The organism is Janthinobacterium sp. (assembly GCF_031995485.1).
In the GTDB taxonomy this organism is placed as follows: domain Bacteria; phylum Pseudomonadota; class Gammaproteobacteria; order Burkholderiales; family Burkholderiaceae_D; genus Janthinobacterium.
Genome location: NZ_DAMAGB010000003.1, coordinates 208543 through 231765, shown reverse-complemented (window position 1 = coordinate 231765; position 23223 = coordinate 208543). Strand labels below are relative to the sequence as shown.

The following is a 23223-nucleotide window of genomic DNA, read 5'->3' as shown; positions in this document are numbered from 1 at the left end:
ATGGCAAAACGGATTCTGATTACCGGCGTGCAAGGATTTACCGGTCGATTTCTTGCGGAAGAAATGGCTGCTGCCGGATATGAAGTGTTCGGTTTGGCGCATATCCAGCAAGCCGATCCGATTCCAGGGGTTATAGCGGTGCATGCCTGCGATTTGGCCGATGCCGATGGGCTGGCCAAGGTGATAGACTTGGTGCGCCCCGATATAGTTGCACATTTGGCGGCGATTGCTTTTGTGGGCCATGGGGATGTCGATGCCATTTACCATACTAATCTGCTTGGTTCTCGCAATTTACTAGAGGCACTGGTTCATGCCGCCAGTCCGGTAAGTGCAGTGCTGCTCGCCAGCAGTGCTAACGTTTATGGCAATTCGACCGGTGGCGTTTTATCTGAAGCGACGCCAGTGGCGCCTGCCAACGATTACGCAGTCAGCAAGTTGAGTATGGAATACATGGCGAACTTGTATCGGCAGCGCCTGCCGTTGACCATAGTGCGGCCATTCAATTACACCGGACGTGGGCAGGCAGAAAGCTTTTTATTACCGAAGATAATTAATCATGTCCGGCGTGGCGCACCGGTAATTGAGCTGGGTAACTTGCACGTCGCACGTGATTTTTCAGATGTTCGTATGGTAGTGCAATATTATCGCCGCCTGCTGGAACTCCCGGCCGCTCGTGGCGAAATCTACAATGTTTGCTCTGGCAGGGCCTACACGCTTGACGAAGTATTGGCTTTGGTCCGCAGTCTGGCTGGCGACACGTTCGAAGTACGCGTCAATCCAGCTTTTGTGCGTGACAATGAAGTTAAAATCTTGCTTGGTGATCGTGCGAAGTTGATAAGAGCTGTCGGACAGGCCCAGGATATTTCTTTGCAGGACACATTGGCCTGGATGTTGAGCGATCCGTCACCCCTGTGATTTAATTTAAACCCGGCATGCCGGGTTTTTTTATGTTTGACGAAAGTACTTGTTGAGCATGCTAGATGGCGACCATGCAGCCGTCATTCGTTCAGTAATGCTTGTAGTTCTGATATTGCGGTCAATAAGTATTCAGTACCAGATCGGAGATGAAGATACTGCGCCTGGTGTTACGCACGCTGGCATTGGCAAAAAGCCGGAACTCGTAAAATGCGGCACCGGCTGGTGCAAGTGGATACCAGTTTAGCGACACGCAAGTATATTTCTCGCTATCACCTTTATTGGTGTAGGGGTGACCACTACAGATTTCCAAGCCATGTGCGTCATAAATAGTCAGATAGATACCGAAAGTGCTTGTATCAGCTGAGAAACCGGCGGATCGGATCCATACGCATCCTTCTATATTTTGGCCAGGCCTGATTGGATAGCGCTTGGTACGTCGGATCTCTTGGCCTGCTTGCGTGGTTTCGATGCATGTGACCGCGTTTCGCTGGGCATGGCCGACAGTACTGGTCTTTGAGGTATCACCCGGCTGGGCCAATAGCGTGGCTGCGAAATTGGGATGGGATGCCAACCACGCTTCCTGTTGCACGCCTGGATTTTTACCGAATGGTATGCGCGCTATGCCATCCTGGCACCGCCAGTTATGTACTACAACTGGGCCAAGGACCGTTTGGTCCACCCAGCATTGAATCTGGATTTTATCAGCATGATAATCGCAATCACTGATGAAAATGCCGCCAAACACCGTATTTGTATTGGAACGAAAAATCTCCTTGCTAATTTTTCCAGCAAACCAGAATTCGCTATGGCTGATACGTACAAGGCAGCCGTTGCCATTGGTGGAGATCCAGTGCTTTGAATAGCTATCCGACTCAATGTGCGAACCGCTATCGACAGTTACTTTACAGGGGGCCTGCAGATCGAACAAGGCATTGAAATATACCAGCGCGCATTGGGTGAAAGACCAGCCACCACTGATACCACTATTGTTTTCGATGATCTTGTCAACATTATTGAACTGACATTGAGCGAAGCTCCAGTTTTCACCCGAGTTTGTTATTCCCTTCAATGGCGTATGGATGACTGTCGTTGTTCTGAAATTTGCACCGTCCGAATTGGTGAATTGACACATATTGAAGTAGATGTTCGAACAGTGGCTACCAAAATATAGCTGTGTTTTGAAGTCTATGAAAGTCACGCCAATAAAATTAATATTGGTAATCGCATTACCAACATTGCTATCAAGCGAAAAACAGGATACGCCTGCCTTCGCTGCCGGGCCGATGATCGTGACATGCTGGATGGTTTTACGACCTTTGGTCGCTGCAGGATTTGACAAGATGAAAGCAAACGTATCCTCACCAGCCGCTGCCGTCATTTTACTGAAGTCCAGCGTACTGCCTCTTCCCTGATGTCCTGAGATGAACACTTTGTTATAGTCCCAGCGAAAGGGCTGGTTGATAACGTTGTGTCCCACTACCCACAATGTGCCGCCACCGGCCGCGACAACTGCGTCGTGAGCTTGCTGGATAGTCGCGTAATCCGACGAATGAATGGTCTTGCTCAATTGAGCGTTGACGCTGGTGACGACGGCACCGGGGCCCACTTGACTGAAACCAATCAGGGTTGAGCCGGCAGAGCGTCTCAGGTCATTGAACAGGACTTCACTTGCAGCACGCGCTTTTTGTTGATCGGCTGCAGCGGCCACAGACGCTGCAGCTTGAGCATCAGCTCCGGACATTGCTGTCAATGCCGGGGCGCTAGCACAAGCGGATAGTGCCACAGTAAACAGGCGGCGACGGGCTGGGGAGGGGTGATCATTCATACGGCCTATTGTACGGCAACGGCGGGTGTGATCGGCTCCACACACGGCTGGAAAGTGCTGAGCCATCAGGTCAACATGCCAAAAAAAAAAGCCGCAGAACTCAATGAATTCTACGGCTTCTCAATGATGGAAAAATTTAATCCTGACAGAGCTTCAATGCATCTTGCCACTGCGGCAAGCCGCAAAAAGTCTCCATCATGCGTTGCGAAGACAGTACCGAATTGACTGGCCGTTTCGCTGGCACTGGATAGTCCTGCGCCAATATCGCTTTCAAGCGCGGCTTCTTGGTGACAGATGCGTGTGCCATGATCGCTTCAGTAAATCCAAACCACGTCGTTTTACCTTGCGCGGTCAGATGGTACAGGCCGGCGCGTTCCTGCCACCATGCCTGCTGGTCAGGTGCCGCCAGGCTTTGTGCCACGATATGCGCGGTGGTGTCGGCGATGGTGCGGCTCCATGTCGGCGCACCGAACTGGTCCGATACGATGCCCAACTCTTCGCGCTCCTGCGCCAGGCGGCGCATGGTCAGCAAGAAATTCTTGCCATGCGTGCTGTAGACCCAGCTGGTACGCAGGATCAGATGCGGAATGCCGGCGGCGGCAATTGCCTGTTCGCCGGCCAGCTTGCTGCTGCCGTACACATTCACCGGGCAGGTCGGATCGGTTTCGACATAGGCGCCGTCCTTGCTGCCGTCGAAAACATAGTCGGTGCTGTAATGAATCAGCGCCGCGCCCAGTTTTTTGGCTTCTTCGGCCATCACGCCTGGCGCTTCACCGTTGACGCGCATGGCCAGCTCGGGCTCGCTCTCGGCCCTGTCGACCGCCGTGTAGGCGGCCGGATTGACGATCAGCGTCGGTTTGACGCGGCGGATCACGTCGCGCACCTGGTCCAGATCAGCCAGGTCCATCTGGCTGCGGTCCACCGCAATAATCTCCCCCAGACCCTGCAGGCTGCGTTCGAGTTCGTAGCCGACCTGGCCGGTTTTTCCTGTGATTAAGATGCGGCTCATGAGGTGAATATATTCCAGTTGGGCAGATTGCTCGGTAACGGTCAGGCGAAGACGTCGGCGTTGGCCAGCAGCGTGCCCACCTTGTCTTTGCCGGACAGCAGCGGTTCGTCTTCCAGCGGCCACTCGATGCCGATCGCCGGGTCGTTCCACAGGATGCTGCGCTCGAACTCCGGTGCCCAGTAATCGGTCGTCTTGTAAAGGAATTCTGCGTGGTCGCTGGTTACCACGAAGCCGTGGGCAAAGCCTTCCGGCACCCACAGCTGGCGTTTGTTGGCAGCCGACAAGGTGACACCCACCCAGTGGCCGAATGTTGGCGAGCTTTTGCGCAGGTCGACCGCGACGTCGAAGACCTCACCGGCGGTCACACGCACCAGTTTGCCCTGTGCCTGCTGGATCTGGTAGTGCAGGCCGCGCAACACGCCTTTGGCCGATTTGGAGTGGTTGTCCTGCACGAAGTCGCGCGTGACGCCGGTCAGTTCGGCAAAACGCTTCTGGTTAAAACTTTCGTAAAAGAATCCGCGATCATCGCCGAATACGGTTGGCTCGATGATCAGGACGTCAGGAATGGCGGTAGTTTGAATTTGCATGGTAGGAATAAGCCGTTCAGGCCTTAGTATATTTTTTCTTCAAGGAGACGCAGCAGGTATTGACCATAAGCGTTTTTCTTCAGTGGCTGGGCCAGCTGTTCCAGCTTGGCAGCATCGATATAGCCTTTACGATAGGCGATTTCTTCCGGGCACGCCACTTTCAGGCCCTGGCGATTCTCAATGGTGGCGATGAATTGTCCCGCTTCCAGCAATGACTCGTGTGTGCCGGTATCCAGCCAAGCCATGCCACGGCCCATCAGTTCAACGTTCAGCTCGCCGCGCTCCAAGTAGATCCGGTTGACGTCGGTGATCTCCAGTTCGCCGCGTGGCGACGGCGCGATGCCGGCGGCAATGTCGCATACTTGATTATCATAGAAATACAGGCCGGTGACGGCATAGTTCGACTTGGGCTGTGCCGGTTTTTCCTCAATGCTGACAGCACGGCGCTGCTCGTCGAAGTCGACCACACCATAACGCTCTGGGTCGTGTACATGATAGGCAAACACGGTTGAGCCGCTGGTGCGTGCTGACGCTTCGCGCAGTTGGGATTCGAAGTCATGGCCATAATAAATATTGTCGCCGAGGATCAGCGCCGATGGCGCATCGCCGACAAATTCCTTGCCAATGATGAAGGCCTGGGCCAGGCCATCCGGTGTTGGCTGCACGGCGTAGGTCAGATTGATGCCCCACTGGCTGCCGTCGCCTAGCAATTCTTGGAAGCGTGGCGTATCTTGCGGCGTCGAAATAATCAGGATGTCGCGCATGCCGGCCAACATCAGTGTGGTCAGCGGATAATAAATCATCGGCTTGTCGTACACCGGCAGCAACTGCTTCGATACGGCCATGGTGACCGGATACAGGCGCGTGCCGGAGCCGCCGGCCAGGATAATGCCCTTGCGTTCGATAGGAGTGCTCATCAGACTACATCCTTTGCCGCGTCGCGTGCCGCGTAATTCGTTTCCACCCATTTCAGGTAGTCGCCCGATTGCACGTCGCGTACCCAGGCCTGGTTCTCAAGGTACCACTGCACCGTCTTGCGGATGCCGGTCTGGAACGTTTCGGCAGGCTTCCAGCCCAGTTCGCGTTCGATCTTGCGTGCATCGATGGCGTAGCGTCGGTCGTGGCCAGGACGATCCTGTACATAGGTGATCTGTTCGCGATAGCTGCCAGATGCTCTCGGATCGAGCGTGTCGAGAATGTCGCACAGCGTGTGCACGACTTCCAGGTTGGCCATCTCATTCCAGCCGCCTACGTTGTACACCTCGCCCAGGCGGCCTGCTTCCAGTACGCGCCGAATTGCCGAGCAGTGGTCGCCCACGTACAGCCAGTCGCGCACCTGCATGCCGTCCCCGTAGATTGGCAGTGGCTTGCCCGCGCGGGCATTGCTGATAATCAGAGGAATCAGTTTTTCCGGGAAATGGAAAGAGCCGTAGTTATTCGAGCAGTTCGTAGTGAGTGTCGGCATGCCATATGTGTGGAAGTAGGCGCGCACCAGGTGGTCGGAGGCCGCTTTCGATGCCGAGTAAGGGCTGTTCGGTGCATAGGGCGTCGTTTCGGTGAAAGGCGGATCCTGTGGTCCCAGCGTGCCATACACTTCGTCGGTCGAAACGTGCAGAAAACGGAAAGCGTCCTTTGCCTCGCCGGTCAGGCCGGACCAGTAGGCGCGTGACGCTTCGAGCAGGCTGAAGGTACCGTTGACGTTGGTCGAAATGAATTCGCCCGGGCTGTGGATCGAGCGGTCGACGTGGCTTTCAGCTGCAAAGTGCACCACCGCGCGCGGCTGGTGTTCCGCCAGCAGGCGCGAGACCAAGGCCGTGTCGCCGATATCGCCGCGCACGAAGATATGGCGTGGATCGTGTTCCAGGCTGGCCAGGTTGCTGAGATTGCCAGCGTAGGTCAGCTTGTCAAGAGTAATGACGGGCTCATCGTTGAGTGCCAGCCAATCGCGAACAAAGTTGGAACCGATAAAACCGGCGCCGCCAGTAACTAAAATCATGCTGTTATCCTTTTCTTACTTGAGCATATTAATAATGTATTCACATTTCAACATTCCGGAAAACATGAATACAAGAAGTTTATGGAAAGCTATTTCTGGATCGTGACCGGAACGACCTGTTCGGTCAGTACGCGCCATCTTTCTTGAAAATGACCTTGACCGTTTTGAGCAGAATGACAATGTCATTGAACAGCGACCAATTCTTGACGTACCAGGCATCAAGATAAACGCGCGTATCATAACTGACATCGTTCCGGCCACTGACTTGCCACAGGCCCGTCACGCCGGGTTTGGCTTCCAGGTAGAAGTCGACCTGGTTGCCGTAGCGTTCGAGCTCGGCGTCGACGACCGGACGCGGGCCGACCAGGCTCATCTCGCCCTTCAGCACGTTCCACAGCTGGGGCAGTTCATCGAGACTGGTCTTGCGCAGGAAATGGCCGATCGAGGTAATGCGCGGATCGTTTTTTAGCTTGAAATCGCGGTCCCATTCGGCACGGGCTTGCGGATCACGCTCGAGCAGTTCCTTCAGCAGCACGTCGGCATTGACTGCCATGGTACGGAACTTGTAGCACAGGAAATGTTTTCCGTTCTGGCCCACGCGCCGGTGGCCGAAGAAGATGGGGCGGCCCGATGCCAGCACTTTCGCGGCGATCCACAGCAAGATCGGCGAACCGACGATAAGTACAGCAATCGCTGTAGTCAGATCGAAACAGCGCTTGATCAGCTGCAGGCCGGGGCGCGCCAAGTTGTTGCGCATGGTCAGCAGCAGTACTTCGTGCGTGAAGAAATGGTTCACTTCCATGCCGTACAGCGGCAAGCCACGCACGGCCGGCACTACCTGCATGTTGGCAACGCGGCGGCTAACCTGCTGGATCATGCCCTGATACGCATCGATGCCGCCCTGTTCCAGCGCCACCACCGCATGCGGATCACCGAGCATTTTCAGCGTCTGTTCCGGGTCAGTTCCCAGTGAAATGCAGGGAACGGACTGCTTGCGGCGGTTCAGATAGTTGTTTTCAAAGCGCTCCCGGCCTTCGGGGATCAGGAAAGCGATCAGGCGATAGCCCATCAGGGCCTCTTCATCAAAGGCGCGTGCGGTTTGCAAGGCGTTTTCGCCCCAGCCGATGATGACCATCGGGCGCAGCCAGCCGCCGGCCTTCAACAACAGATACTTGACCAGGCCACGCAGCAGCAGCACGAAACACGGCACCAGCAGCCAGGTTACCAGCAGTGCTTCGCGGGAGGACTCGCGCTTGCCCAGGAACAGCAGGGCGGCATCGATCAGGCCCATGGTCACAACAATTTTCAGCACTTCCCGGATTTCATTGGAGTATGGTCGGCGCTTGGCATGATGCCCCTTCAATTTGAACAGGGCCAGCGTGATCAGCGACAGCAGGAAAAAGCTGAGCAGGCGGGAACTGTCAAGGCCCCAGCTATTCAAATCGCTTGTATCAAGTGTCAGCATGCCTGCCAGCCACAGCGCACAGAACATGGCGAGGGCGTCAGCAATGGTCAGGAAATATTTTTCCGCCACTGCGCTGCAATACCATTTGACATCTTGTACAAAAATTTCTTCGATAGGTTTCATGATGACTTGCTGAACCTTATAAACTTCAATATGAGTTGTTGCGGGATAAGGGGTTTCCTATCCTGCAAAATTGCTTGATCAAACCCGGCCGTAACGATCTTCGAAGCGCACGATGTCGTCTTCGCCCAGATAGCTGCCCGACTGGATTTCAATCAGTTCCAGCGGTACCTTGCCAGGGTTGGCCAGCGAGTGCACTACGCCTAGCGGAATATAGGTCGACTGGTTCTCCGTCAGCAGGTATTCCTTGTCGCCGTTGGTGATCTGGGCCGTGCCCGAGACGACGATCCAATGCTCGGCGCGGTGGTGGTGCATCTGCAGCGACAGCTTGGCGCCCGGCTTGACCGTGATGCGCTTGACCTGGAAGCGCTCGCCATTGCCAATCGAGTCGTACGAGCCCCATGGACGGAACACTTCACGGTGCATGGTCGCTTCGGAGCGATCCTGCTTGACGAGCTGCGCCACCAGAGTCTTGGTATGCTGTGCTTGCGACGCATCCATGACCAGCACTGCATCGGCCGTTTCCACGATGACGGTATTGCGCATGCCGATGGCGGTGACCAGGCGGTTGTTGCTGTGCACCAGGCAATCGCCGCAATCTTGCAGCAATACATCACCATGGGCGCTATTGTTATCGGCATCCTTTTTCGCGACATCGAATACGGCGGCCCACGAGCCGATATCATTCCAGCCAGCATCAAGGGTGACGGTCGCGGCATCCGCAGTACGTTCCATGACGGCATAGTCGACCGCGATGTCAGGGCTGGCGGCGTAGGCGTCGTGATCGAGGCGAATGAAGTCGAGATCGGTTTTCGCTTTGGCGACCGCTTCGCGGCAGGCTGCCACGACGGCAGGCTGGTAGCGTTCAAGTTCTTCCAGATAACGGCTGGCGCGGAAGAGGAACATGCCGCTGTTCCAGAAATAATCACCACTTGCGATGTATTGCTCGGCCAAGGCCAGGGCCGGCTTTTCAACGAACTCGACAATGCGCTGCGCCTTCCCCGCTTCCTTGCCTTCGGCACGGATATAGCCATAGCCCGTCTCCGGACTGCTTGGCGTAATGCCGAAGGTGAGCAACTTGCCTTGCTCGGCTGCTTCGCGCGCCAGGCTGATCGCTTGGTGGAATGCCGGTGCATCCAGAATCACATGGTCTGAAGGCAGTACCAGCAAAATCGGGTCATTGCCGTCTTCCATGGCTTGCAAGGCGGCCGTGGCGATGGCAGGGGCGGTATTGCGGCGCATGGGTTCGAGCACCATGCGGGCATTGCCCATGCCGATTTCGCGCAGCTGTTCGGCGACGATAAAACGCGACGATTCATTGCAGACCAGCAAAGCTGGCCCCAAGCTGCCAATACCATTGAGGCGCTGTAACGTTTGCTGCAACATGCTGGTTTCACCAGACAAACGCAAAAATTGCTTGGGGAATGCTTCGCGTGAAAGTGGCCAAAGACGTGTACCAGAACCACCACAAAGAACGACTGGAACGAGGGAATGATTCATCTATGCATCAATTCAAAATTTAAAACAACTTTATCGGATAGGCTCGGGTTTTCAATTTATTTAAAAAATATATTTCTAAAATTATAAAAAAGATGTGCCGAAAGATTTATTCCTGAGTATTTCTAAAGGCCAGAACTTTAATAAATCCTGGAGAGCGCTGGTAATTCTGGTGGCATTATTTGCTTCGCCGCTGTTGAATACCAGAAATTCCCGTGGCTACTAGCTATATTGTCATTTGAGAAGTAATTTTTTCTCAGATTGACATTGTTTCGACCAAAAAAGCAACAAACACGCCTGCCGCACTGATGCTGAGGAGCAGTACGGCGCCCGCCGCACAGTCCTTGGCAATTTTGATACTGGGGTGTAGCGCCGGATGCAGATGGTCAATCAGATGTTCCAGCGCCGTGTTGAACAGCTCCGCCGCCAGCACCATGCCACAGTTCATCAGGAGCAATGCCCACCATATGAAAGTTGGCTTGCTGTAGATGAGCACCGCTACCACGGTCAGCGCCGCAAGGCACTGCAGGCGGAAGCTCGATTCCAGACAAACAGCTGCATGAATGCCTTGCAGGGCAAAAACCATGCGTTTGTGAAATGGCTGATTCTTCATTGGGAAGAACGCGCTTGAGCTAGATGTATGGCGTGCATGACTACGAATTTTTTATTGCAAAGTGAACATTGCCTGTACTGGGTAGCGCTGTTCCAGCATTTTTCGGAAGCGCATGCTACCAGCCTAGTTACTACGCTACTGCGTGCAGAAAAATAAAAAGCCCGTTTCATTATGAAAGGGGCTCTTTGAAGAGTAAGTCACCATGATGATGTCGAACTCTCGCTACATCAGGCCCATCGCCATCGGCTAGATTTCACCTCTTGCGGGGCCTGCATGTCGCTGCCTTGGCAGCAACCGATTAACGGTGGGTCGTAGCAGCGTGGTGGGTGGTGGTCGAATCCGAGCTTGCTGCGCCGGCAACAACAGCAACGGCTGCGCCGATAGCGATCAGGGCGCTGGTGCTCAGGCCAGCAACGGTGCCGCCGGCAGCTGCGCCGGTTGCGCCAGCTGCAGGAGCTGCTGCTGGTGGTACTGGAGCGCCGCCAACTGGAGCGGTGGTTTGAGCAAACGCTTGTGTCGAAGCGAACAGGATTGCCGAAGCGATCAGAATTTTTTTCATGGGAGTATCCTTTTTTGGTTTAACAGGGGAAAAACGCTATAAATTATGAAACTAAGGTACGCGATTGTAGCAACATTCGGCGTGTTAGTCTGCATGCACGCTTGGTGATGGAAACTTCAGAGGCAATCCACACCAATACTAAAGCATTTTCCAGCGTTTTCTATAGAGTGTTGTGTCAAGTTAACAAATATGACGGAGCTTATTTGTAACACTTGGCCACTAGTGCGGTTTGCCAACTACTCCCCATCCCGCGTAAAATGCAGGCATCGCGGGTGTAGCTCAATGGTAGAGCAGAAGCTTCCCAAGCTTACGACGAGGGTTCGATTCCCTTCACCCGCTCCATTTTCGCTGCCGTGCGACAGTCGCGTGGCGCAGCTACTTTTCTTTCATTCCCATGTCTTCTGATACCCCAGCAAACGGCCCGGCGCGGCCGATGATGTACGATCCGACCGAACACCGCATCCGCAGTTTCGTCACGCGCGCGGGCCGCCTGTCGGTGGCGCAGGCGCGCGCGCTTGAAACGCTGGGACCGCAGTTTTTGCTGCCGTTCGCCAAGGACGCGCTGGACTTTGAACAGGTATTCGGCCGCCAGGCGCCGGTGATCCTGGAAATCGGCTTCGGCATGGGCGCGACCACCGCGCATATCGCCAAGGCCATGCCGGACAAGGATTTTATCGGCGTCGAAGTGCATACGCCGGGCGTGGGCAGCTTGCTCAAGCTGATTGGCGAAGAGTCGCTGACGAACCTGCGCCTGTTGCAGCACGATGCGGTGGAAGTGCTGACGCACATGATTCCCGCCAATTCGCTGGCCGGCATCCATGTATTCTTTCCCGATCCATGGCACAAGGCGCGCCATAACAAGCGCCGCCTGATCCAGTCGCCATTCGTGCAGCAGCTGACCGAGCGCCTGGCGCCGGGCGGCTATCTGCATTGCGCCACCGACTGGGAAGACTATGCCGTGCAGATGCTGGAAGTACTCAGTGCCGAACCGCAGCTGCAGAATAGCGCCGAAGGCTACGCGCCGCAGCCGGCCTACCGTCCGCTGACCAAGTTTGAAAACCGCGGCATCAAACTTGGCCATGGCGTGTGGGACCTGGTCTTCATCAAGAAATAAACCGGTGCACGGGAGCGGGCTCGCTGGTCAAGCCTGCACAATTGCGCTAAGCTTGACTTTTTAGCATTGAATGAGATTATGGCCAAGAAGATTCTCGTGACCGGCGCCTCCGGTTTCATCGGTTCGCATACCTGCGTCGAGTTGCTGGCGGCAGGGTTTGAGGTGGTTGCCGTGGATAACCTGTGCAACAGCGCGCGCGAGGCGATGCGCCGCGTCGAGCGCATTGCCGGCAAGAGCGTGCCGTTTTATGAAGCCGACGTGCGCGACCGTGCCGCCATGGCTGCCGTGCTGCAAGAGCACGCCATCGATGCGGTGATCCATTTCGCGGGCCTCAAGGCCGTGGGCGAATCGGTGGCCAAGCCATTGATGTACATGGATAACAATGTCAGCGGCACCGTGGCGCTGCTCGAGGTGCTGGCCGAGGCGAACGTGAAACGCTTTGTGTTCAGCTCGTCCGCTACCGTGTATGGCGATCCGGAAGCGCTGCCTATCCTGGAAACGTCGCGCCTGTCGGTGACCAATCCGTATGGCCGCTCCAAGTTGATGGTCGAAGAGATCCTTGGCGACCTGGTGCATGCCGATACGCAGTGGCAGGTCGGCGTGCTGCGCTACTTCAACCCGGTGGGCGCGCATGCCAGCGGCCTGATCGGTGAAGACCCGTCCGGAATTCCGAACAACCTGATGCCATTCATCGCGCAAGTGGCCGTCGGCCGCCGCGACAAGCTGTCGGTCTTCGGCGATGATTACGCGACGCCCGATGGTACCGGCGTGCGCGACTACATCCACGTGGTCGACCTGGCGCTGGGGCATGTGGCGGCGCTGAACCGGCTGTTTTCCCTTGAGGGCGGCTTTACCGTCAACCTTGGCACGGGCCACGGCTACAGCGTGCTCGATACCGTGCGCGCGTTCGAGGCGGCCAGCGGCCGTCCGGTGCCATACCAGATCGTGCCGCGCCGCCCCGGCGATATCGCCAGCTGCTATGCGTCGGCCGATCAGGCGCGCGAACTGCTGGGCTGGAAGGCGCAAAAGAACATCGATGACATGTGTGCGGATCACTGGCGCTGGCAGCACCAGAATCCGCAAGGCTATGCTGCCTAGTTCTGGCACAGTTCCAAGGCATCCTGCCAGTTCGGCAAGCCGCAGAAAGTATCGATCAGTTTCTGCGACGAGAGTACCGAATTGACAGGGCGCTGTGCCGGTACCGGGTATTGCGAGGCAAGTATCGGCGTCAGTTGCGGCTTTTTCGTCACCGATGCATGCGCCATGATCGCTTCGGCAAAACCAAACCAGGTGGTTTTTCCTTGCGCCGTCAGATGGTACAGCCCTGAGTGCTGTTCCCACCAGGCTTGCTGGTCGGCGGCTGCCAGGCTTTGCGCGACGATATGCGCGGTGGTGTCGGCAATCGTGCGGCTCCAGGTCGGTGCGCCGAACTGATCTGACACGATGTTCAGCGCATCGCGCTCCTGGGCCAGGCGGCGCATGGTCAGCAGAAAGTTCTTTCCGTGCGTGCTGTAGACCCAGCTGGTGCGCAGGATCAGATGTTTGGCGCCCGAGGCCAGAATCGCTTGCTCACCCGCCAGCTTGCTGCTGCCATACACATTCACCGGGCAGGTAGGATCCGTTTCCACATAAGCACCTTCCTTACTCCCGTCGAATACGTAATCGGTGCTGTAGTGGATCAGCGTCGCGTCCAGCTTTTTGGCTTCTTCCGCCATCACGCCAGGGGCTTCGCCATTGATGCGCTGCGCCAGTTCCGGCTCGCGTTCCGCCTGATCGACTGCGGTATAGGCGGCAGGGTTGACGATCAGCGTTGGCTTGACACTGCGAATGACGTCACGCACCTGCTGCAGATTGCTCAGATCCATCTGGCTGCGGTCTACTGCGATGACTTCGCCCAGGCCCTGCAGGCTGCGCTCAAGTTCGTAGCCGACCTGGCCAGTTTTTCCAGTGATTAAAATACGCCTCATGAATATTCCTGTTGATTTCGTTGTCGATAGTATGCCTGAAGGTGGCCAGAGCGAGTAATAGCGCTTGTCAGTTCTGAGTGCATAGCGGTACTGCTTCAGCATAAAAAATCCCGCTGCACATCACTGTGCAGCGGGATTTTTTTTATCGCTTGGTGAGCGGAGTATTATGGGTACAGACCGCGCACCTCACGCGCCTGCAGCACGCGCGTGCAGGCCAGGATAAAGGTGGCGGTACGCATCGACACCTTTTTCTCCTGCGACACTTGCCAGACCGCGTCGAACGCTTCGCGCATGATGCGCGTCAGGCGGCTGTTGATTTCTTCTTCGGTCCAGAAGAAGCTCGAGAAGTTTTGCGACCACTCGAAGTAGCTGACGGTCACGCCGCCGGCGTTGGCCAGCACGTCCGGCACGATCAAGACGCCCTTGTCGTTCAGGATGTCGTCGGCGGCCGGCATGGTCGGGCCGTTGGCGCCTTCCAGGATGATTTTCGCCTTGATAATGTGTGCGCGCTCGGCGGTGATCTGTTGTTCCAGCGCGGCCGGGATCAGGATGTCGCAGTCGATGCCCCAGAAGTCGTCGCGCGGCACGAACGCTTCGGCGCCCGGGAAGCCTTCGACGCTGCCCGCTTCGGCCACGTGGGCCAGCAGTTGCGGGATGTCCAGGCCGCCGCTGTGCACGACGGTGGTCTTGTGGTCCTGCACCGCAACGATCTTCGAACCCGCTTCGGCAAACATGCGCGCGGCCACGCCGCCGACGTTGCCGAAACCTTGCACGATAACCTTCGCGCCTTCGATCGGCACGCCGATGCGGGCGGCGGCATCGCAGCCGATCACGTACACGCCGCGGCCGGTCGCGTCGCGGCGGCCCAGGCTGCCGCCGAGCGAGATCGGCTTGCCGGTCACCACGCCGGTCGACATATTGCCGTTGAGCATGGAGTAGCTGTCCATCATCCACGCCATCACCTGTTCATTGGTGTTGACGTCCGGCGCCGGGATATCCTTGTTCGGTCCGATGATCATGCTGATTTCGCTGGTGTAGCGGCGGGTCAGGCGCTGCAGCTCGTTGCGCGACAGGGTCTTCGGGTCGACCCGGATGCCGCCCTTGGCGCCGCCGTAGGGCACGTTGACGGCCGCGTTCTTGACCGTCATCCAGGCCGACAGCGCCATCACTTCGGACAGGGTCACGTCCTGGTGGAAGCGCACGCCGCCCTTGCCGGGGCCGCGCGACATATTGTGCTGCACGCGGTAGCCTTCGTAGTGGGCGATGCTGCCGTCATCGCGCTCGATCGGCACGTCGACCGTCAGGATGCGCTTCGGGCGCTTCAGCGTTTCCACCCAGCGCGACAGGCTGCCCAGGTAAGGCGTGACGCGCTCGATCTGTTCGAGGTAGACGCCCCATGGGCCGAGATCTTCGGGGTTGAGGTAGGAAGGCAGTGCGTGCTTGCTGGTCATGCTTGATAAGCTCCTGGACAATACGAATACGTGAGAGGCGCAGCCGAATGCAGCTGCGCGCAGCGGAACCGCATCGTAGGCGATGGCCGCATGCCCCGGCCAATGCTTTGTATGCATCCGGTTATGCATTTATTGCATAGATAGATTTGACCATTTCCGGCGCTGGTGCATACGTTTTGAACAGCGGGCCGGAGACGCGGGCCTGAGAAAATGCCGATGGCGGCGTTGCAGCTCCTCGCCGTACATGCGTACTGTCTTCGTCGCTGCGCCTTGCCCTCGACATTTTTCAGGCCCGCTTGGCCCGGGGAGCCTGGGTTGGCGACTTGGGTGATGACCGATTTTGTTGGTCTGCTTATGAAGCAGGAAAACTCGCTGCAAGGGGAATTCAGCAGGCTGCAGGGGACCTGCGCCGGCGGCCGCTGCGCGCCGCGCTTTCCTGCTGCTGCACCAGGTATTGCCACAGGCTTTCGACGATCGCCTTGCCGGGACGCTGGCCGTTCGGCCGCTCGCGGTACAGGCGGATTTCCAGTTCGATTTCCCAGCCGGGGGCGCCACCGTCGGCGCGCGCCAGGTGCTTGTATTTCACGTCGCGCAGCACCGCCGATTCGGGCAGGAACGCGATGCCGCGCCCTTCGAGCGCCATCATTTTGAGGCCTTCGGCCATGTCGGTTTCGTAGCAGGTGTCGAGGTACAAGGGCGTCTTCGCGTCGGCCATCAGCAGTTCGACCATCCGCCCCAGGTAGGCGTTGCTGGTGTACGAGAGGAAGGGCACCGGATCTTTCGCGCTGCCGGGCAGCACAAAGTCGGGGATCTTGTCGGCCCCGCAGCGGGCGTAGGCGCGCACGGTTTCGCGGCCCATCACCAGCATGTCGTAGCGGCCCGGATCGAGCTGCACCGGTTGGCGCGGATGGTGATAGCACAGCAGCAGGTCGCAGCCGCCGTCGACCAGCTGCAGCACCGCGTCATGCACGTTGAGCGCCATCAGGCGGCTGTTGATCGGTGCGAAACCCTGTTCCAGGACGGTGAGCCACTTCGGCATGAAGGTCAGCGACAGGGTATGCGGCACGGCGAAGTCGACGCTGGTCTGGGTGGCGGCGCGCTTGCCGCGCAGCAGGGCGCGCACGCCATTGATCTGGCCCAGCATTTCCAGCGCCTGCTCGTAGAACACGGCGCCGGCCGGCGTCAGGCGCGTGGGATACGAGGTGCGGTCGACCAGGTCGATGCCGAGCCAGTTTTCCAGCGACTGGATGCGCCGCGAAAAGGCCGGCTGGGTAACGTGGCGCAGGGCCGCGGAACGGCTGAAATTATGCGTTTCAGCGAGCGAAATGAAGTCTTCCAGCCATTTGGTTTCCATCGCAGGATGGTACCGTTTTTCATCATGAATGCATAGCGCACCAAGGTTTGCCAGGCCTGCATCCGGGGCTACCGGTACAGCGATGCGGGCAAGCCGAAGAAAGACGGCGGACCGAGGCTCGTGCCGTCGAGCGACGCGCCGGTATCGAGCGCCTGGCTGGTGGCCGACAGCAGCGAACTGCGGTCGGCCAGGTTTTGCATCAGCGCGCGCGGGCCGTTGTGGAAGGTGTGCTGGGCGATATCGACTGCGACGACAAAAATCGGTTCGCAACGCATGGGAAACTCGACCCACTCGCCACTGTCGTCCTGTGCGCGAAAGGTGTCGGGCAAGCTCATGTTTTCGGCGCCGGGAATATGCGACGCCAGCACCAGGCCGAACGCTTCCGGAATCACGTCGGCCAGGCGGCGCACGGTGACCGCATCGCGCACCAGCGTGCCGATTTTTTCTTCGGCAATGTCGTTGGCGGCCGTGGCTTGCTGCGCGCCCAGGATTTGCACCGCCTGGTAGATCAGGCCGGGCGATAACTCTTCCATCAGATCATCTCCAGGATCATGGCAACGATTTCATCGCCGTAGGACGCCAGCTTTTTCTCGCCGACGCCGCTCACGCCGCGCATCTGTTCGAGCGAAGTGGGCTTGGCCTTGGCGATTTCGCGCAGGGTCGCGTCGACAAAGATCACGTAGGCCGGCACGTTGTGGGTGCGCGCCGTCTCCACGCGCCACCAGCGCAGCTTGTCGAAGATCGCCTGTTCGCTGGCCGACAGGTCCATCTCGACATAGCCCTTGGCGACACTGGTGCTGCGCTTGCTGGTTTTGACCGGTTTCTGGTACTGGCGCAGCTGCACTTTCTGGCCGCCCTTGAGCACCGGGCGCGAGGCGTCGGTCAGCTTCAGCGAGCTGTATTGTTCATGGTCGACCGCCACCAGGCCCAGCGCGATGGCCTGGCGCAGAATCGCCTTCCACTCCGCTTCGCCCAGGTCCGCGCCGATGCCGAACACGGATAACGAATCGTGGTGCCAGGTCTTGATGCGTTCGGACTCGACGCCGCGCAGCACGTCGATCACGTGGCCGCCGGCAAAGCGCTGGTCGACGCGGTAGATGGCCGACAGCAGCTTTTGCACCGGCACCGTGCCATCGAACGAGACCGGCGGCACCAGGCAGGTGTCGCAGTTGCCACACGGCGAAGCCGGTTCGCCGAAGTATTCGAGCAGGCGCATGCGGCGGCAGCTCAGGGTTTCGCACAGGCCCAGCATGGCGTCGAGTTTCACGCCCAGCACGCGCTTGAAGGTTTCGTCGGCTTCCGACTCGTCGATCATGCGCCGCTGCAGCACCACGTCCTGCAGGCCATACGCCATCCAGGCGTTGGCGGCCATGCCGTCGCGGCCCGCGCGCCCGGTTTCCTGGTAATAGCCCTCGATGCTTTTCGGCAGGTCGAGGTGGGCCACGAAGCGCACGTCGGGCTTGTCGATGCCCATGCCGAAGGCGATGGTGGCGACCATCACGATGTTTTCCTCGCGCAGGAAACGCGCCTGGTTGGCGCTGCGTTTGGCATATTCCATGCCGGCGTGATACGGCAGCGCGCGGATGCCGCTCTGGTTCAGGAACTCCGCCGTCTCTTCCACTTTTTTGCGCGACAGGCAGTAGACGATGCCGCAGTCGCCCGCGTGCTCGGTGGTGATGAAGTCGAGCAGCTGCTTGCGGCCATTGGCCTTTTCGACGATCTGGTAGCGGATGTTCGGGCGGTCGAACGAGGAGACGAACTGGCGCGCATCATCTAACTGCAGGCGCAGCGCGATTTCGGCGCGCGTCTGCGGGTCGGCCGTGGCGGTCAATGCAATGCGCGGCACGTCCGGGAACTGCTCGTGCAGCACCGACAGCTTGATGTATTCGGGACGGAAGTCATGGCCCCACTGGGCCACGCAGTGCGCTTCGTCGATCGCGAACAGGGCGATCTTCGAGGCCTGGAACAGGTCCAGGCAGCGCTGCGTCATCAGGCGCTCGGGCGCCACGTAGACCAGGTCGATCTGGCCGGTGCGCACCAGGCGCTCGATGCGGCTCGCTTCTTCGTAGGTCTGGGTGGAGTTCAGAAAGGCGGCGCGCACGCCGACCTCGGCCAGCGCATCGACCTGGTCCTGCATCAGCGCGATCAGCGGCGAGATGACCACGCCCACGCCATCGCGCAGCAGCGCGGGAATCTGGTAGCACAGCGACTTGCCGCCGCCGGTGGGCATCAGCACCAGGGCGTCACCGCCGTGGCTGACATGGTCGACGATATCGGCTTGCTGGCCGCGGAAGGCCGGGTAGCCGAAGACGGTTTGCAGCGTCTGCAGGGCTTGCGCGTTGAGGTCTTGATTCATGGTGCCTTATTCTGCCCAGACAACCCAGCCGTAATGGGCGCTGGCGATCACCAGCACGCCAAATACGATACGGTACCAGGCAAAGAATGTGAAGTCGTGCGAACTGATGTAGCGCAGCAGCCAGCGCACGCACAAGAAGGCGGAGACAAACGCGGCCAGGGTGCCCAATGTGAACAGCGGCAGGTCGGTGGCCGACAGGATGTCGCGCGCCTTGTACAGCGAGTAGAAGGTGGCGGCCAGCAGGGTCGGGATGGCCAGGAAGAACGAGAATTCGGTGGCCGTCTTGCGCGACAGGCCCAGCAGCATGCCGCCGATAATCGTCGAACCCGAGCGGCTGGTGCCGGGAATCAGGGCGAACGCCTGCGCGCAGCCCACTTTCAGCGCGTCGAGCGCGGTCATGTCGTCGACCGAATTGACGCGCACGGTGACCGGGTTGAGGCGCGCGCGGCGCTCGACCAGCAAAATGATCACGCCGCCAATGATAAAGGCCAGTGCCACCGGTACCGGCTTGAACAGCGCGTGCTTGATCATCTTGCCGATCGCCAGCCCGATAATGGCCAGCGGCAGAAAGGCGATCGCCACGTTCAGCACGAACTTGCGCGACTTGGCCTGGGTGCCGAAGGTCGACAGCACCGAGGCGATGCGCGCGCGGTATTCCCAGCACACGGCCAGGATGGCGCCGGCCTGGATTGCGATCTCGAACACATCCATCACATCTTTCGACACATCGTTGGTGAAGTCGAGCAGGCTGCCCGCAAGAATCAGATGGCCGGTGGAAGAAATCGGCAGGAATTCGGTAAAACCTTCGACCAGCCCCATGATGATGGCTTTAAATGCAAGAATCAGATCCATGAATCGCTATGTAAGTGTGGGTAAGCAGCAAGAGGAGGGGAGACCGCGGCGTCACGCTGTGGCGCGATGGTGCGCGGGGTCGAAGCTTACCACGAGAGCGGCTCGCGGATCCGAACGGGGCAGTGGCGGGCGGTGGTTTTTTTGCCACCGCCCGGCTTGTGTGGAAAAAATCAGGCCGGCTGCCTGGCCGCTGCTGCCGGCGATGCGGCCAGGCGCGCGCTGGCGGCCACCAGCAGCAGCGCGCCGCCCAGGATGGCAAACGCGATATTGAGGCTGGTGGCGTGGGCGACAAAGCCGATCAAGGCTGGTCCGGCCAGGATGCCCGCATAGCCGATGGTGGTAATCGCCGCCACCGCCAGGCTGGCCGGCATTGCCGTCTGGCTGCCGGCCGCCGTAAACAGGATGGGCACGATATTGGCGGCGCCCAGGCCGATCAGCACGAAGCCCAGCAGCGCCAGCACCGCACCCGGCGCCAGTACCGCCAGGAAGAAACCCCCGGCCGCACACAGGCCGCCAAAAGCAAGTACCCGCTTGCCGCCGAAGCGGCCAACCACCTTGTCGCCCGTAAAGCGGCCGACCGTCATGGCGATGGCAAACGCCGCATAACCGAGGCCGCCCTGGCTGGCATCGACGCCGCGCGTGGTGGTCAGGAACAGCGCGCTCCAGTCGAGGATGGCGCCTTCGGCCAGGAACACGATAAAGCACAGCAGGCCGATCAGGATGACGGCGCCGTGCGGCATGACGAACAGCGGCGTCTTTTCGCCACTCGGGGATACCGTGCGCAGCAAATGGCCTTGCGAAGCCCCGATTACCACAGCCAGCAAGGCCATCAGCACCACGCAGGACCAGGCGGGCGTGAGGCCCAGCCACAACAGCAGGGCCATGACGGCGGCGCCGGCAAAGCCGCCCACGCTGAACAGCGCATGAAAGCCCGACATCATCGCGCCGCCATTGGCTTTTTCGATGATCACGGCCTGGATATTCATGGCCACGTCCATGGTGCCCATGGCGGCGCCGAAGGCCAGCAACACCAGCCCCAGCTGCAACGGGGTGGCGGCCAGCGCCAGTCCCGGCAAGATGGCGATCAGCAGCGCGCCGGCCCACAGGATCACGCTGCGGCAGCCAAAGCGGCCAGCCAGCACGCCCGTAAACGGCATCGCGCACAGGGAGCCCGCGCCCAGGCACAGCAGCAGGAAACCGAGGGTGGCTTCATCGAGGCCAAGACGGATCTTGGCATAGGGCACCAATGGCGCCCAGGCCGCCATGCCGAGGCCGGCGGCGAAAAAGACCAGGCGCGTGGCGCGTTGTTGCAAGGTACCGGTAGGGTGCATGGGAAATCTTTTCAGGAAAATGGGGAAAGAAATTCAGCGGGCGCGGGCGCGCAATACCTGCACGCCCAGCCGTTCGAAGGCGGCCACGTGCGCCGCATCGGCGCTCGCTTCGAGCACCAGGTGCTGCAGCAGGCCGGTAGCCAGCACGCCGAACGGCGCGGCCGTGCCCAGCTTGTCGTTCGTGCTGGCGACCACCACCGCGCGGCTGGCGCCGGCGATGCTGCGTTTGAATTCGGCTTCGTCATAGTTATAGGCGGTCACGCCCGCCTCGGCGTCGGCGCCGCAAGCGCCCAGAAAGCACAGGTCCGGATGCATGCGCTCGACCGTGCGCAGCGCCTGCGGCCCCAGGCTGGCGCCGGCGCGCCGGTCGACCCGTCCGCCGGCCATGATCAGCTCGATCTCGGGACGCTCCATCAGTGCCATCGCGATCGCCGGCGCATTGGTGATCACGGTCAGTGCCAGTGGCGGCAATGCGCTGGCAATCGCCAGATTGGTCGAACCGGCATCGAGAAACAGTACCTGCCCCGCGCGCACCAGCGACACGGCCGCCTGCGCCAGGCGCGCCTTGCTCTCGGGCGCCTCGTGCTGGCGCTGGCTCAACGTGCCGCCATCGGGCGCCAGCGGCAGGGCGCCGCCATACACGCGCTGGCACAGGCCGGCCGAGGCCATCTCGCGCAGGTCGCGCCGTATCGTGTCTTCCGATACGTCAAGCTGGCGCGCCAGGTCGAGCGCCAGCACCCGGCCATCGGCTTGCAATTGTTGCTGGATCAGCGCGTGGCGCTGTTTGAGAAGCAGGTTGGCGGTCATGACTTTCTTAATCGTGCAGGAATGTGCATGAATATACGCAAACGTGCAGAGATCGTCAACGCCTGTTTTACGGCGCCGTCAGGCGCTCCAGCTCGCCCAGCCAGTGCACCGCGTATTCGCGGCTGTCGCCGCACATTTCCGTTGAGGGCTGCAGCCCGCCGCAAAATGCCGGGCGCTCGGGCTGGCCAAAGATGCGGCACAGATTGTCGTCGGCCAGCTGCACGCAGCGCACGCCCGCCGGCTTGCCGTTCGGCATGCCCGGTATCGGGCTGGTGATCGAGGGAGCGGTGCAGCAGGCGCCGCACGAAGGGCGGCATGCCAGAGGGGCGGGAGAGGGCATGGCGGTGATGTGAAAAGCGGGAAGGGGCCGACAGTATAGCAAGCCCCGCCGCCAGGACTTGCTACCAGCTGCGCAAGTTTATTGCACCACGCGCACGCGCGTGCCCGACAGGGTACGCCTGGCCGGTGCGCCATGCACGGTGATGCGGCCCGAACCGCTGGCGCGCGCGTTGACTTCGCCAGTGGCGGTCGCATCGATATCGCCCGAGCCATTGCTCGACAAATACGCGATATCGCTGCTCAACGGCGCCAGGTTGATGTCGCCCGAGCCGTTGACGTTGGCGTCCAGCCGTTGCACGCTGCCGCTGGCGCTGATGCTGCCCGAGCCATTGACGGCCACGTTGACGCGTTCGCCGCGTACCTGGCCCAGATGAATGCGGCCCGAGCCATTCTGCACGGCGTCGCTGTTGCCGCTGACCAGGCCCGCCGCGTTGATGCTGCCCGAACCGTAGTTGGCCACGTCGAGACGGCCGACCTTGCCCGACAATTCGCTCTTCATCGAGCCGTGCTGCAGCAGCGTCAGGTCGTCGCCATTGAAGCCACTGGCCACCAGGCGCCCGCCGCTGAGGGTGCTGATCTTGAGCAGGTGCGGCGTGGTGTAGATAATGTGGATATCGCTGGCGCGGCGCAGATTGGCATCGCTCCAGATGCGCAGCGTATTGCCGCTCACTTCGCTCTGTATCAGTGGCAGCAGGTTACTGTCCGCCTCGATCACCAGCGAGGACGCCGGGCCGACGCGCACGTCGATGCGGGCATTGGTGCCGGTCAGGCCGCCGACATCGAGCGTGGTCGCATTGCCGATGGCGCGCGTGTCGCGGCTCAGTTGCTGGTTGCCTTCGACGGCCTTGCCGCCCGAATCCGTGCTGTAGCGCACGTCGCCATCGTTGGGGTTGATGACGATGGCGCAGCCGCCAAGGGCGACGGCGCAGCACAGGGCCAGCAAAGCACGCATGTTAGTTCCTTTGTGATCGTTGAATGAAAAAAGCCGGCGGCCGCGCTGCGGCTGCCGTGCTGTCGATGGCAAGATAACAAAGTCCTCCTGTTGCCTGTAGCGAAATGCGAT

22 protein-coding genes and 1 tRNA gene are annotated in these 23223 nt (G+C 59.5%); 4 read left to right on the top strand and 19 right to left on the bottom strand.

What is annotated here, in order from left to right; genetic code table 11:
• The gene (locus RTQ46_RS04085) at positions 1–915 is read left to right on the top strand and encodes a GDP-mannose 4,6-dehydratase (RefSeq protein WP_312434761.1); all 915 of its coding nucleotides are present in this window, start codon (positions 1–3) and stop codon (positions 913–915) included.
• Positions 916–1036: 121 nt separating this feature from the next.
• Here RTQ46_RS04085 and RTQ46_RS04080 read toward each other — a convergent pair whose 3' ends face one another.
• From RTQ46_RS04080 to RTQ46_RS04040, 9 genes are all read right to left on the bottom strand, one after another.
• Positions 1037–2743 (bottom strand): hypothetical protein, encoded by a 1707-nt coding sequence (locus tag RTQ46_RS04080; RefSeq protein ID WP_312434760.1) that lies wholly within the window; start codon positions 2741–2743, stop codon positions 1037–1039.
• 136 nt (positions 2744–2879) lie between these two features.
• Positions 2880–3752: a dTDP-4-dehydrorhamnose reductase gene (gene rfbD / locus RTQ46_RS04075; RefSeq protein ID WP_312434759.1), complete on the bottom strand. Its 873-nt coding sequence runs from the start codon at positions 3750–3752 to the stop codon at positions 2880–2882.
• A gap of 41 nt (positions 3753–3793) precedes the next feature.
• Complete coding sequence (gene rfbC / locus RTQ46_RS04070; protein ID WP_312434758.1) at positions 3794–4339, bottom strand: dTDP-4-dehydrorhamnose 3,5-epimerase; 546 nt, start codon at positions 4337–4339, stop codon at positions 3794–3796.
• Positions 4340–4362: 23 nt separating this feature from the next.
• The gene (rfbA, locus tag RTQ46_RS04065) at positions 4363–5256 is read right to left on the bottom strand and encodes a glucose-1-phosphate thymidylyltransferase RfbA (RefSeq protein WP_312434757.1); all 894 of its coding nucleotides are present in this window, start codon (positions 5254–5256) and stop codon (positions 4363–4365) included.
• On the bottom strand, positions 5256–6335 hold the full coding sequence (rfbB, locus tag RTQ46_RS04060; RefSeq protein WP_312434756.1) for a dTDP-glucose 4,6-dehydratase: 1080 nt from the start codon (positions 6333–6335) through the stop codon (positions 5256–5258). Before rfbB ends, rfbA begins: the two co-directional genes overlap by 1 nt.
• A 124-nt stretch (positions 6336–6459) precedes the next feature.
• Complete coding sequence (gene wbaP, locus RTQ46_RS04055; RefSeq protein ID WP_312434754.1) at positions 6460–7923, bottom strand: undecaprenyl-phosphate galactose phosphotransferase WbaP; 1464 nt, start codon at positions 7921–7923, stop codon at positions 6460–6462.
• A 78-nt stretch (positions 7924–8001) separates the two neighbouring features.
• The gene (locus RTQ46_RS04050) at positions 8002–9420 is read right to left on the bottom strand and encodes a mannose-1-phosphate guanylyltransferase/mannose-6-phosphate isomerase (protein ID WP_312434753.1); all 1419 of its coding nucleotides are present in this window, start codon (positions 9418–9420) and stop codon (positions 8002–8004) included.
• Positions 9421–9673: 253 nt separating this feature from the next.
• Entirely contained in the window at positions 9674–10003 is a 330-nt protein-coding gene (locus RTQ46_RS04045; RefSeq protein WP_312434751.1) for a diacylglycerol kinase, read from the bottom strand.
• A 325-nt stretch (positions 10004–10328) separates the two neighbouring features.
• Positions 10329–10589 carry a hypothetical protein gene (locus tag RTQ46_RS04040; protein WP_312434750.1) on the bottom strand — a complete coding sequence of 87 codons (261 nt, stop codon included), beginning with the start codon at positions 10587–10589 and terminating at the stop codon, positions 10329–10331.
• Between the two features lie 268 nt (positions 10590–10857).
• Between RTQ46_RS04040 and RTQ46_RS04035 the strand changes: the two genes are divergently transcribed.
• From RTQ46_RS04035 to galE, 3 genes are all read left to right on the top strand, one after another.
• Positions 10858–10931: transfer RNA gene (locus RTQ46_RS04035), tRNA-Gly, on the top strand.
• Positions 10932–10983: 52 nt separating this feature from the next.
• Positions 10984–11703 (top strand): tRNA (guanosine(46)-N7)-methyltransferase TrmB, encoded by a 720-nt coding sequence (gene trmB, locus RTQ46_RS04030; protein ID WP_409518295.1) that lies wholly within the window; start codon positions 10984–10986, stop codon positions 11701–11703.
• 78 nt (positions 11704–11781) lie between these two features.
• Entirely contained in the window at positions 11782–12801 is a 1020-nt protein-coding gene (gene galE, locus RTQ46_RS04025) for a UDP-glucose 4-epimerase GalE (protein WP_312434749.1), read from the top strand.
• On the opposite strand, the gene rfbD (RTQ46_RS04020) is transcribed toward galE, so the two are convergent.
• The 10 genes from rfbD (RTQ46_RS04020) to RTQ46_RS03975 form a co-directional block, all read right to left on the bottom strand.
• The gene (gene rfbD, locus RTQ46_RS04020; protein WP_312434782.1) at positions 12798–13670 is read right to left on the bottom strand and encodes a dTDP-4-dehydrorhamnose reductase; all 873 of its coding nucleotides are present in this window, start codon (positions 13668–13670) and stop codon (positions 12798–12800) included. The genes galE and rfbD (RTQ46_RS04020) overlap by 4 nt on opposite strands.
• A gap of 164 nt (positions 13671–13834) precedes the next feature.
• On the bottom strand, positions 13835–15121 hold the full coding sequence (locus tag RTQ46_RS04015) for a Glu/Leu/Phe/Val dehydrogenase (RefSeq protein ID WP_312434748.1): 1287 nt from the start codon (positions 15119–15121) through the stop codon (positions 13835–13837).
• A 385-nt stretch (positions 15122–15506) separates the two neighbouring features.
• Positions 15507–16475 carry a LysR family transcriptional regulator gene (locus RTQ46_RS04010; protein WP_312434747.1) on the bottom strand — a complete coding sequence of 323 codons (969 nt, stop codon included), beginning with the start codon at positions 16473–16475 and terminating at the stop codon, positions 15507–15509.
• A gap of 68 nt (positions 16476–16543) precedes the next feature.
• Positions 16544–17008, bottom strand: coding sequence for a hypothetical protein (locus tag RTQ46_RS04005; protein WP_312434746.1), 465 nt, complete (start codon positions 17006–17008; stop codon positions 16544–16546).
• A complete protein-coding gene (gene recQ, locus RTQ46_RS04000) occupies positions 17008–18831 on the bottom strand; it encodes a DNA helicase RecQ (RefSeq protein ID WP_312434745.1) in 1824 nt (607 codons plus the stop codon). The genes RTQ46_RS04005 and recQ overlap by 1 nt, the downstream gene beginning before the upstream one ends.
• Positions 18832–18837: 6 nt before the next feature.
• Entirely contained in the window at positions 18838–19683 is an 846-nt protein-coding gene (locus tag RTQ46_RS03995; protein WP_312434744.1) for an undecaprenyl-diphosphate phosphatase, read from the bottom strand.
• 170 nt (positions 19684–19853) lie between these two features.
• Positions 19854–21014: an MFS transporter gene (locus RTQ46_RS03990; RefSeq protein WP_312434743.1), complete on the bottom strand. Its 1161-nt coding sequence runs from the start codon at positions 21012–21014 to the stop codon at positions 19854–19856.
• Between the two features lie 33 nt (positions 21015–21047).
• Positions 21048–21821, bottom strand: a complete 774-nt coding sequence (locus RTQ46_RS03985; protein ID WP_312434742.1) for a DeoR/GlpR family DNA-binding transcription regulator — start codon at positions 21819–21821, stop codon at positions 21048–21050.
• A 67-nt stretch (positions 21822–21888) separates the two neighbouring features.
• The gene (locus RTQ46_RS03980) at positions 21889–22161 is read right to left on the bottom strand and encodes a YkgJ family cysteine cluster protein (RefSeq protein ID WP_312434741.1); all 273 of its coding nucleotides are present in this window, start codon (positions 22159–22161) and stop codon (positions 21889–21891) included.
• A 78-nt stretch (positions 22162–22239) separates the two neighbouring features.
• Complete coding sequence (locus tag RTQ46_RS03975) at positions 22240–23112, bottom strand: GIN domain-containing protein (RefSeq protein WP_312434740.1); 873 nt, start codon at positions 23110–23112, stop codon at positions 22240–22242.
• Positions 23113–23223: the final 111 nt, after the last annotated feature.

Bases quoted from the DNA above. Each gene is read 5' to 3' on its own strand.
- RTQ46_RS04085 (WP_312434761.1), top strand. From the start codon at position 1: ATGGCAAAACGGATTCTGATTACCGGCGTGCAAGGATTTACCGGTCGA.
- RTQ46_RS04080 (WP_312434760.1), bottom strand. From the start codon at position 2,743: ATGAATGATCACCCCTCCCCAGCCCGTCGCCGCCTGTTTACTGTGGCA.
- rfbD (WP_312434759.1), bottom strand. From the start codon at position 3,752: ATGAGCCGCATCTTAATCACAGGAAAAACCGGCCAGGTCGGCTACGAA.
- rfbC (WP_312434758.1), bottom strand. From the start codon at position 4,339: ATGCAAATTCAAACTACCGCCATTCCTGACGTCCTGATCATCGAGCCA.
- rfbA (WP_312434757.1), bottom strand. From the start codon at position 5,256: ATGAGCACTCCTATCGAACGCAAGGGCATTATCCTGGCCGGCGGCTCC.
- rfbB (WP_312434756.1), bottom strand. From the start codon at position 6,335: ATGATTTTAGTTACTGGCGGCGCCGGTTTTATCGGTTCCAACTTTGTT.
- wbaP (WP_312434754.1), bottom strand. From the start codon at position 7,923: ATGAAACCTATCGAAGAAATTTTTGTACAAGATGTCAAATGGTATTGC.
- RTQ46_RS04050 (WP_312434753.1), bottom strand. From the start codon at position 9,420: ATGAATCATTCCCTCGTTCCAGTCGTTCTTTGTGGTGGTTCTGGTACA.
- RTQ46_RS04045 (WP_312434751.1), bottom strand. From the start codon at position 10,003: ATGGTTTTTGCCCTGCAAGGCATTCATGCAGCTGTTTGTCTGGAATCG.
- RTQ46_RS04040 (WP_312434750.1), bottom strand. From the start codon at position 10,589: ATGAAAAAAATTCTGATCGCTTCGGCAATCCTGTTCGCTTCGACACAA.
- trmB (WP_409518295.1), top strand. From the start codon at position 10,984: ATGTCTTCTGATACCCCAGCAAACGGCCCGGCGCGGCCGATGATGTAC.
- galE (WP_312434749.1), top strand. From the start codon at position 11,782: ATGGCCAAGAAGATTCTCGTGACCGGCGCCTCCGGTTTCATCGGTTCG.
- rfbD (WP_312434782.1), bottom strand. From the start codon at position 13,670: ATGAGGCGTATTTTAATCACTGGAAAAACTGGCCAGGTCGGCTACGAA.
- RTQ46_RS04015 (WP_312434748.1), bottom strand. From the start codon at position 15,121: ATGACCAGCAAGCACGCACTGCCTTCCTACCTCAACCCCGAAGATCTC.
- RTQ46_RS04010 (WP_312434747.1), bottom strand. From the start codon at position 16,475: ATGGAAACCAAATGGCTGGAAGACTTCATTTCGCTCGCTGAAACGCAT.
- RTQ46_RS04005 (WP_312434746.1), bottom strand. From the start codon at position 17,008: ATGGAAGAGTTATCGCCCGGCCTGATCTACCAGGCGGTGCAAATCCTG.
- recQ (WP_312434745.1), bottom strand. From the start codon at position 18,831: ATGAATCAAGACCTCAACGCGCAAGCCCTGCAGACGCTGCAAACCGTC.
- RTQ46_RS03995 (WP_312434744.1), bottom strand. From the start codon at position 19,683: ATGGATCTGATTCTTGCATTTAAAGCCATCATCATGGGGCTGGTCGAA.
- RTQ46_RS03990 (WP_312434743.1), bottom strand. From the start codon at position 21,014: ATGCACCCTACCGGTACCTTGCAACAACGCGCCACGCGCCTGGTCTTT.
- RTQ46_RS03985 (WP_312434742.1), bottom strand. From the start codon at position 21,821: ATGACCGCCAACCTGCTTCTCAAACAGCGCCACGCGCTGATCCAGCAA.
- RTQ46_RS03980 (WP_312434741.1), bottom strand. From the start codon at position 22,161: ATGCCCTCTCCCGCCCCTCTGGCATGCCGCCCTTCGTGCGGCGCCTGC.
- RTQ46_RS03975 (WP_312434740.1), bottom strand. From the start codon at position 23,112: ATGCGTGCTTTGCTGGCCCTGTGCTGCGCCGTCGCCCTTGGCGGCTGC.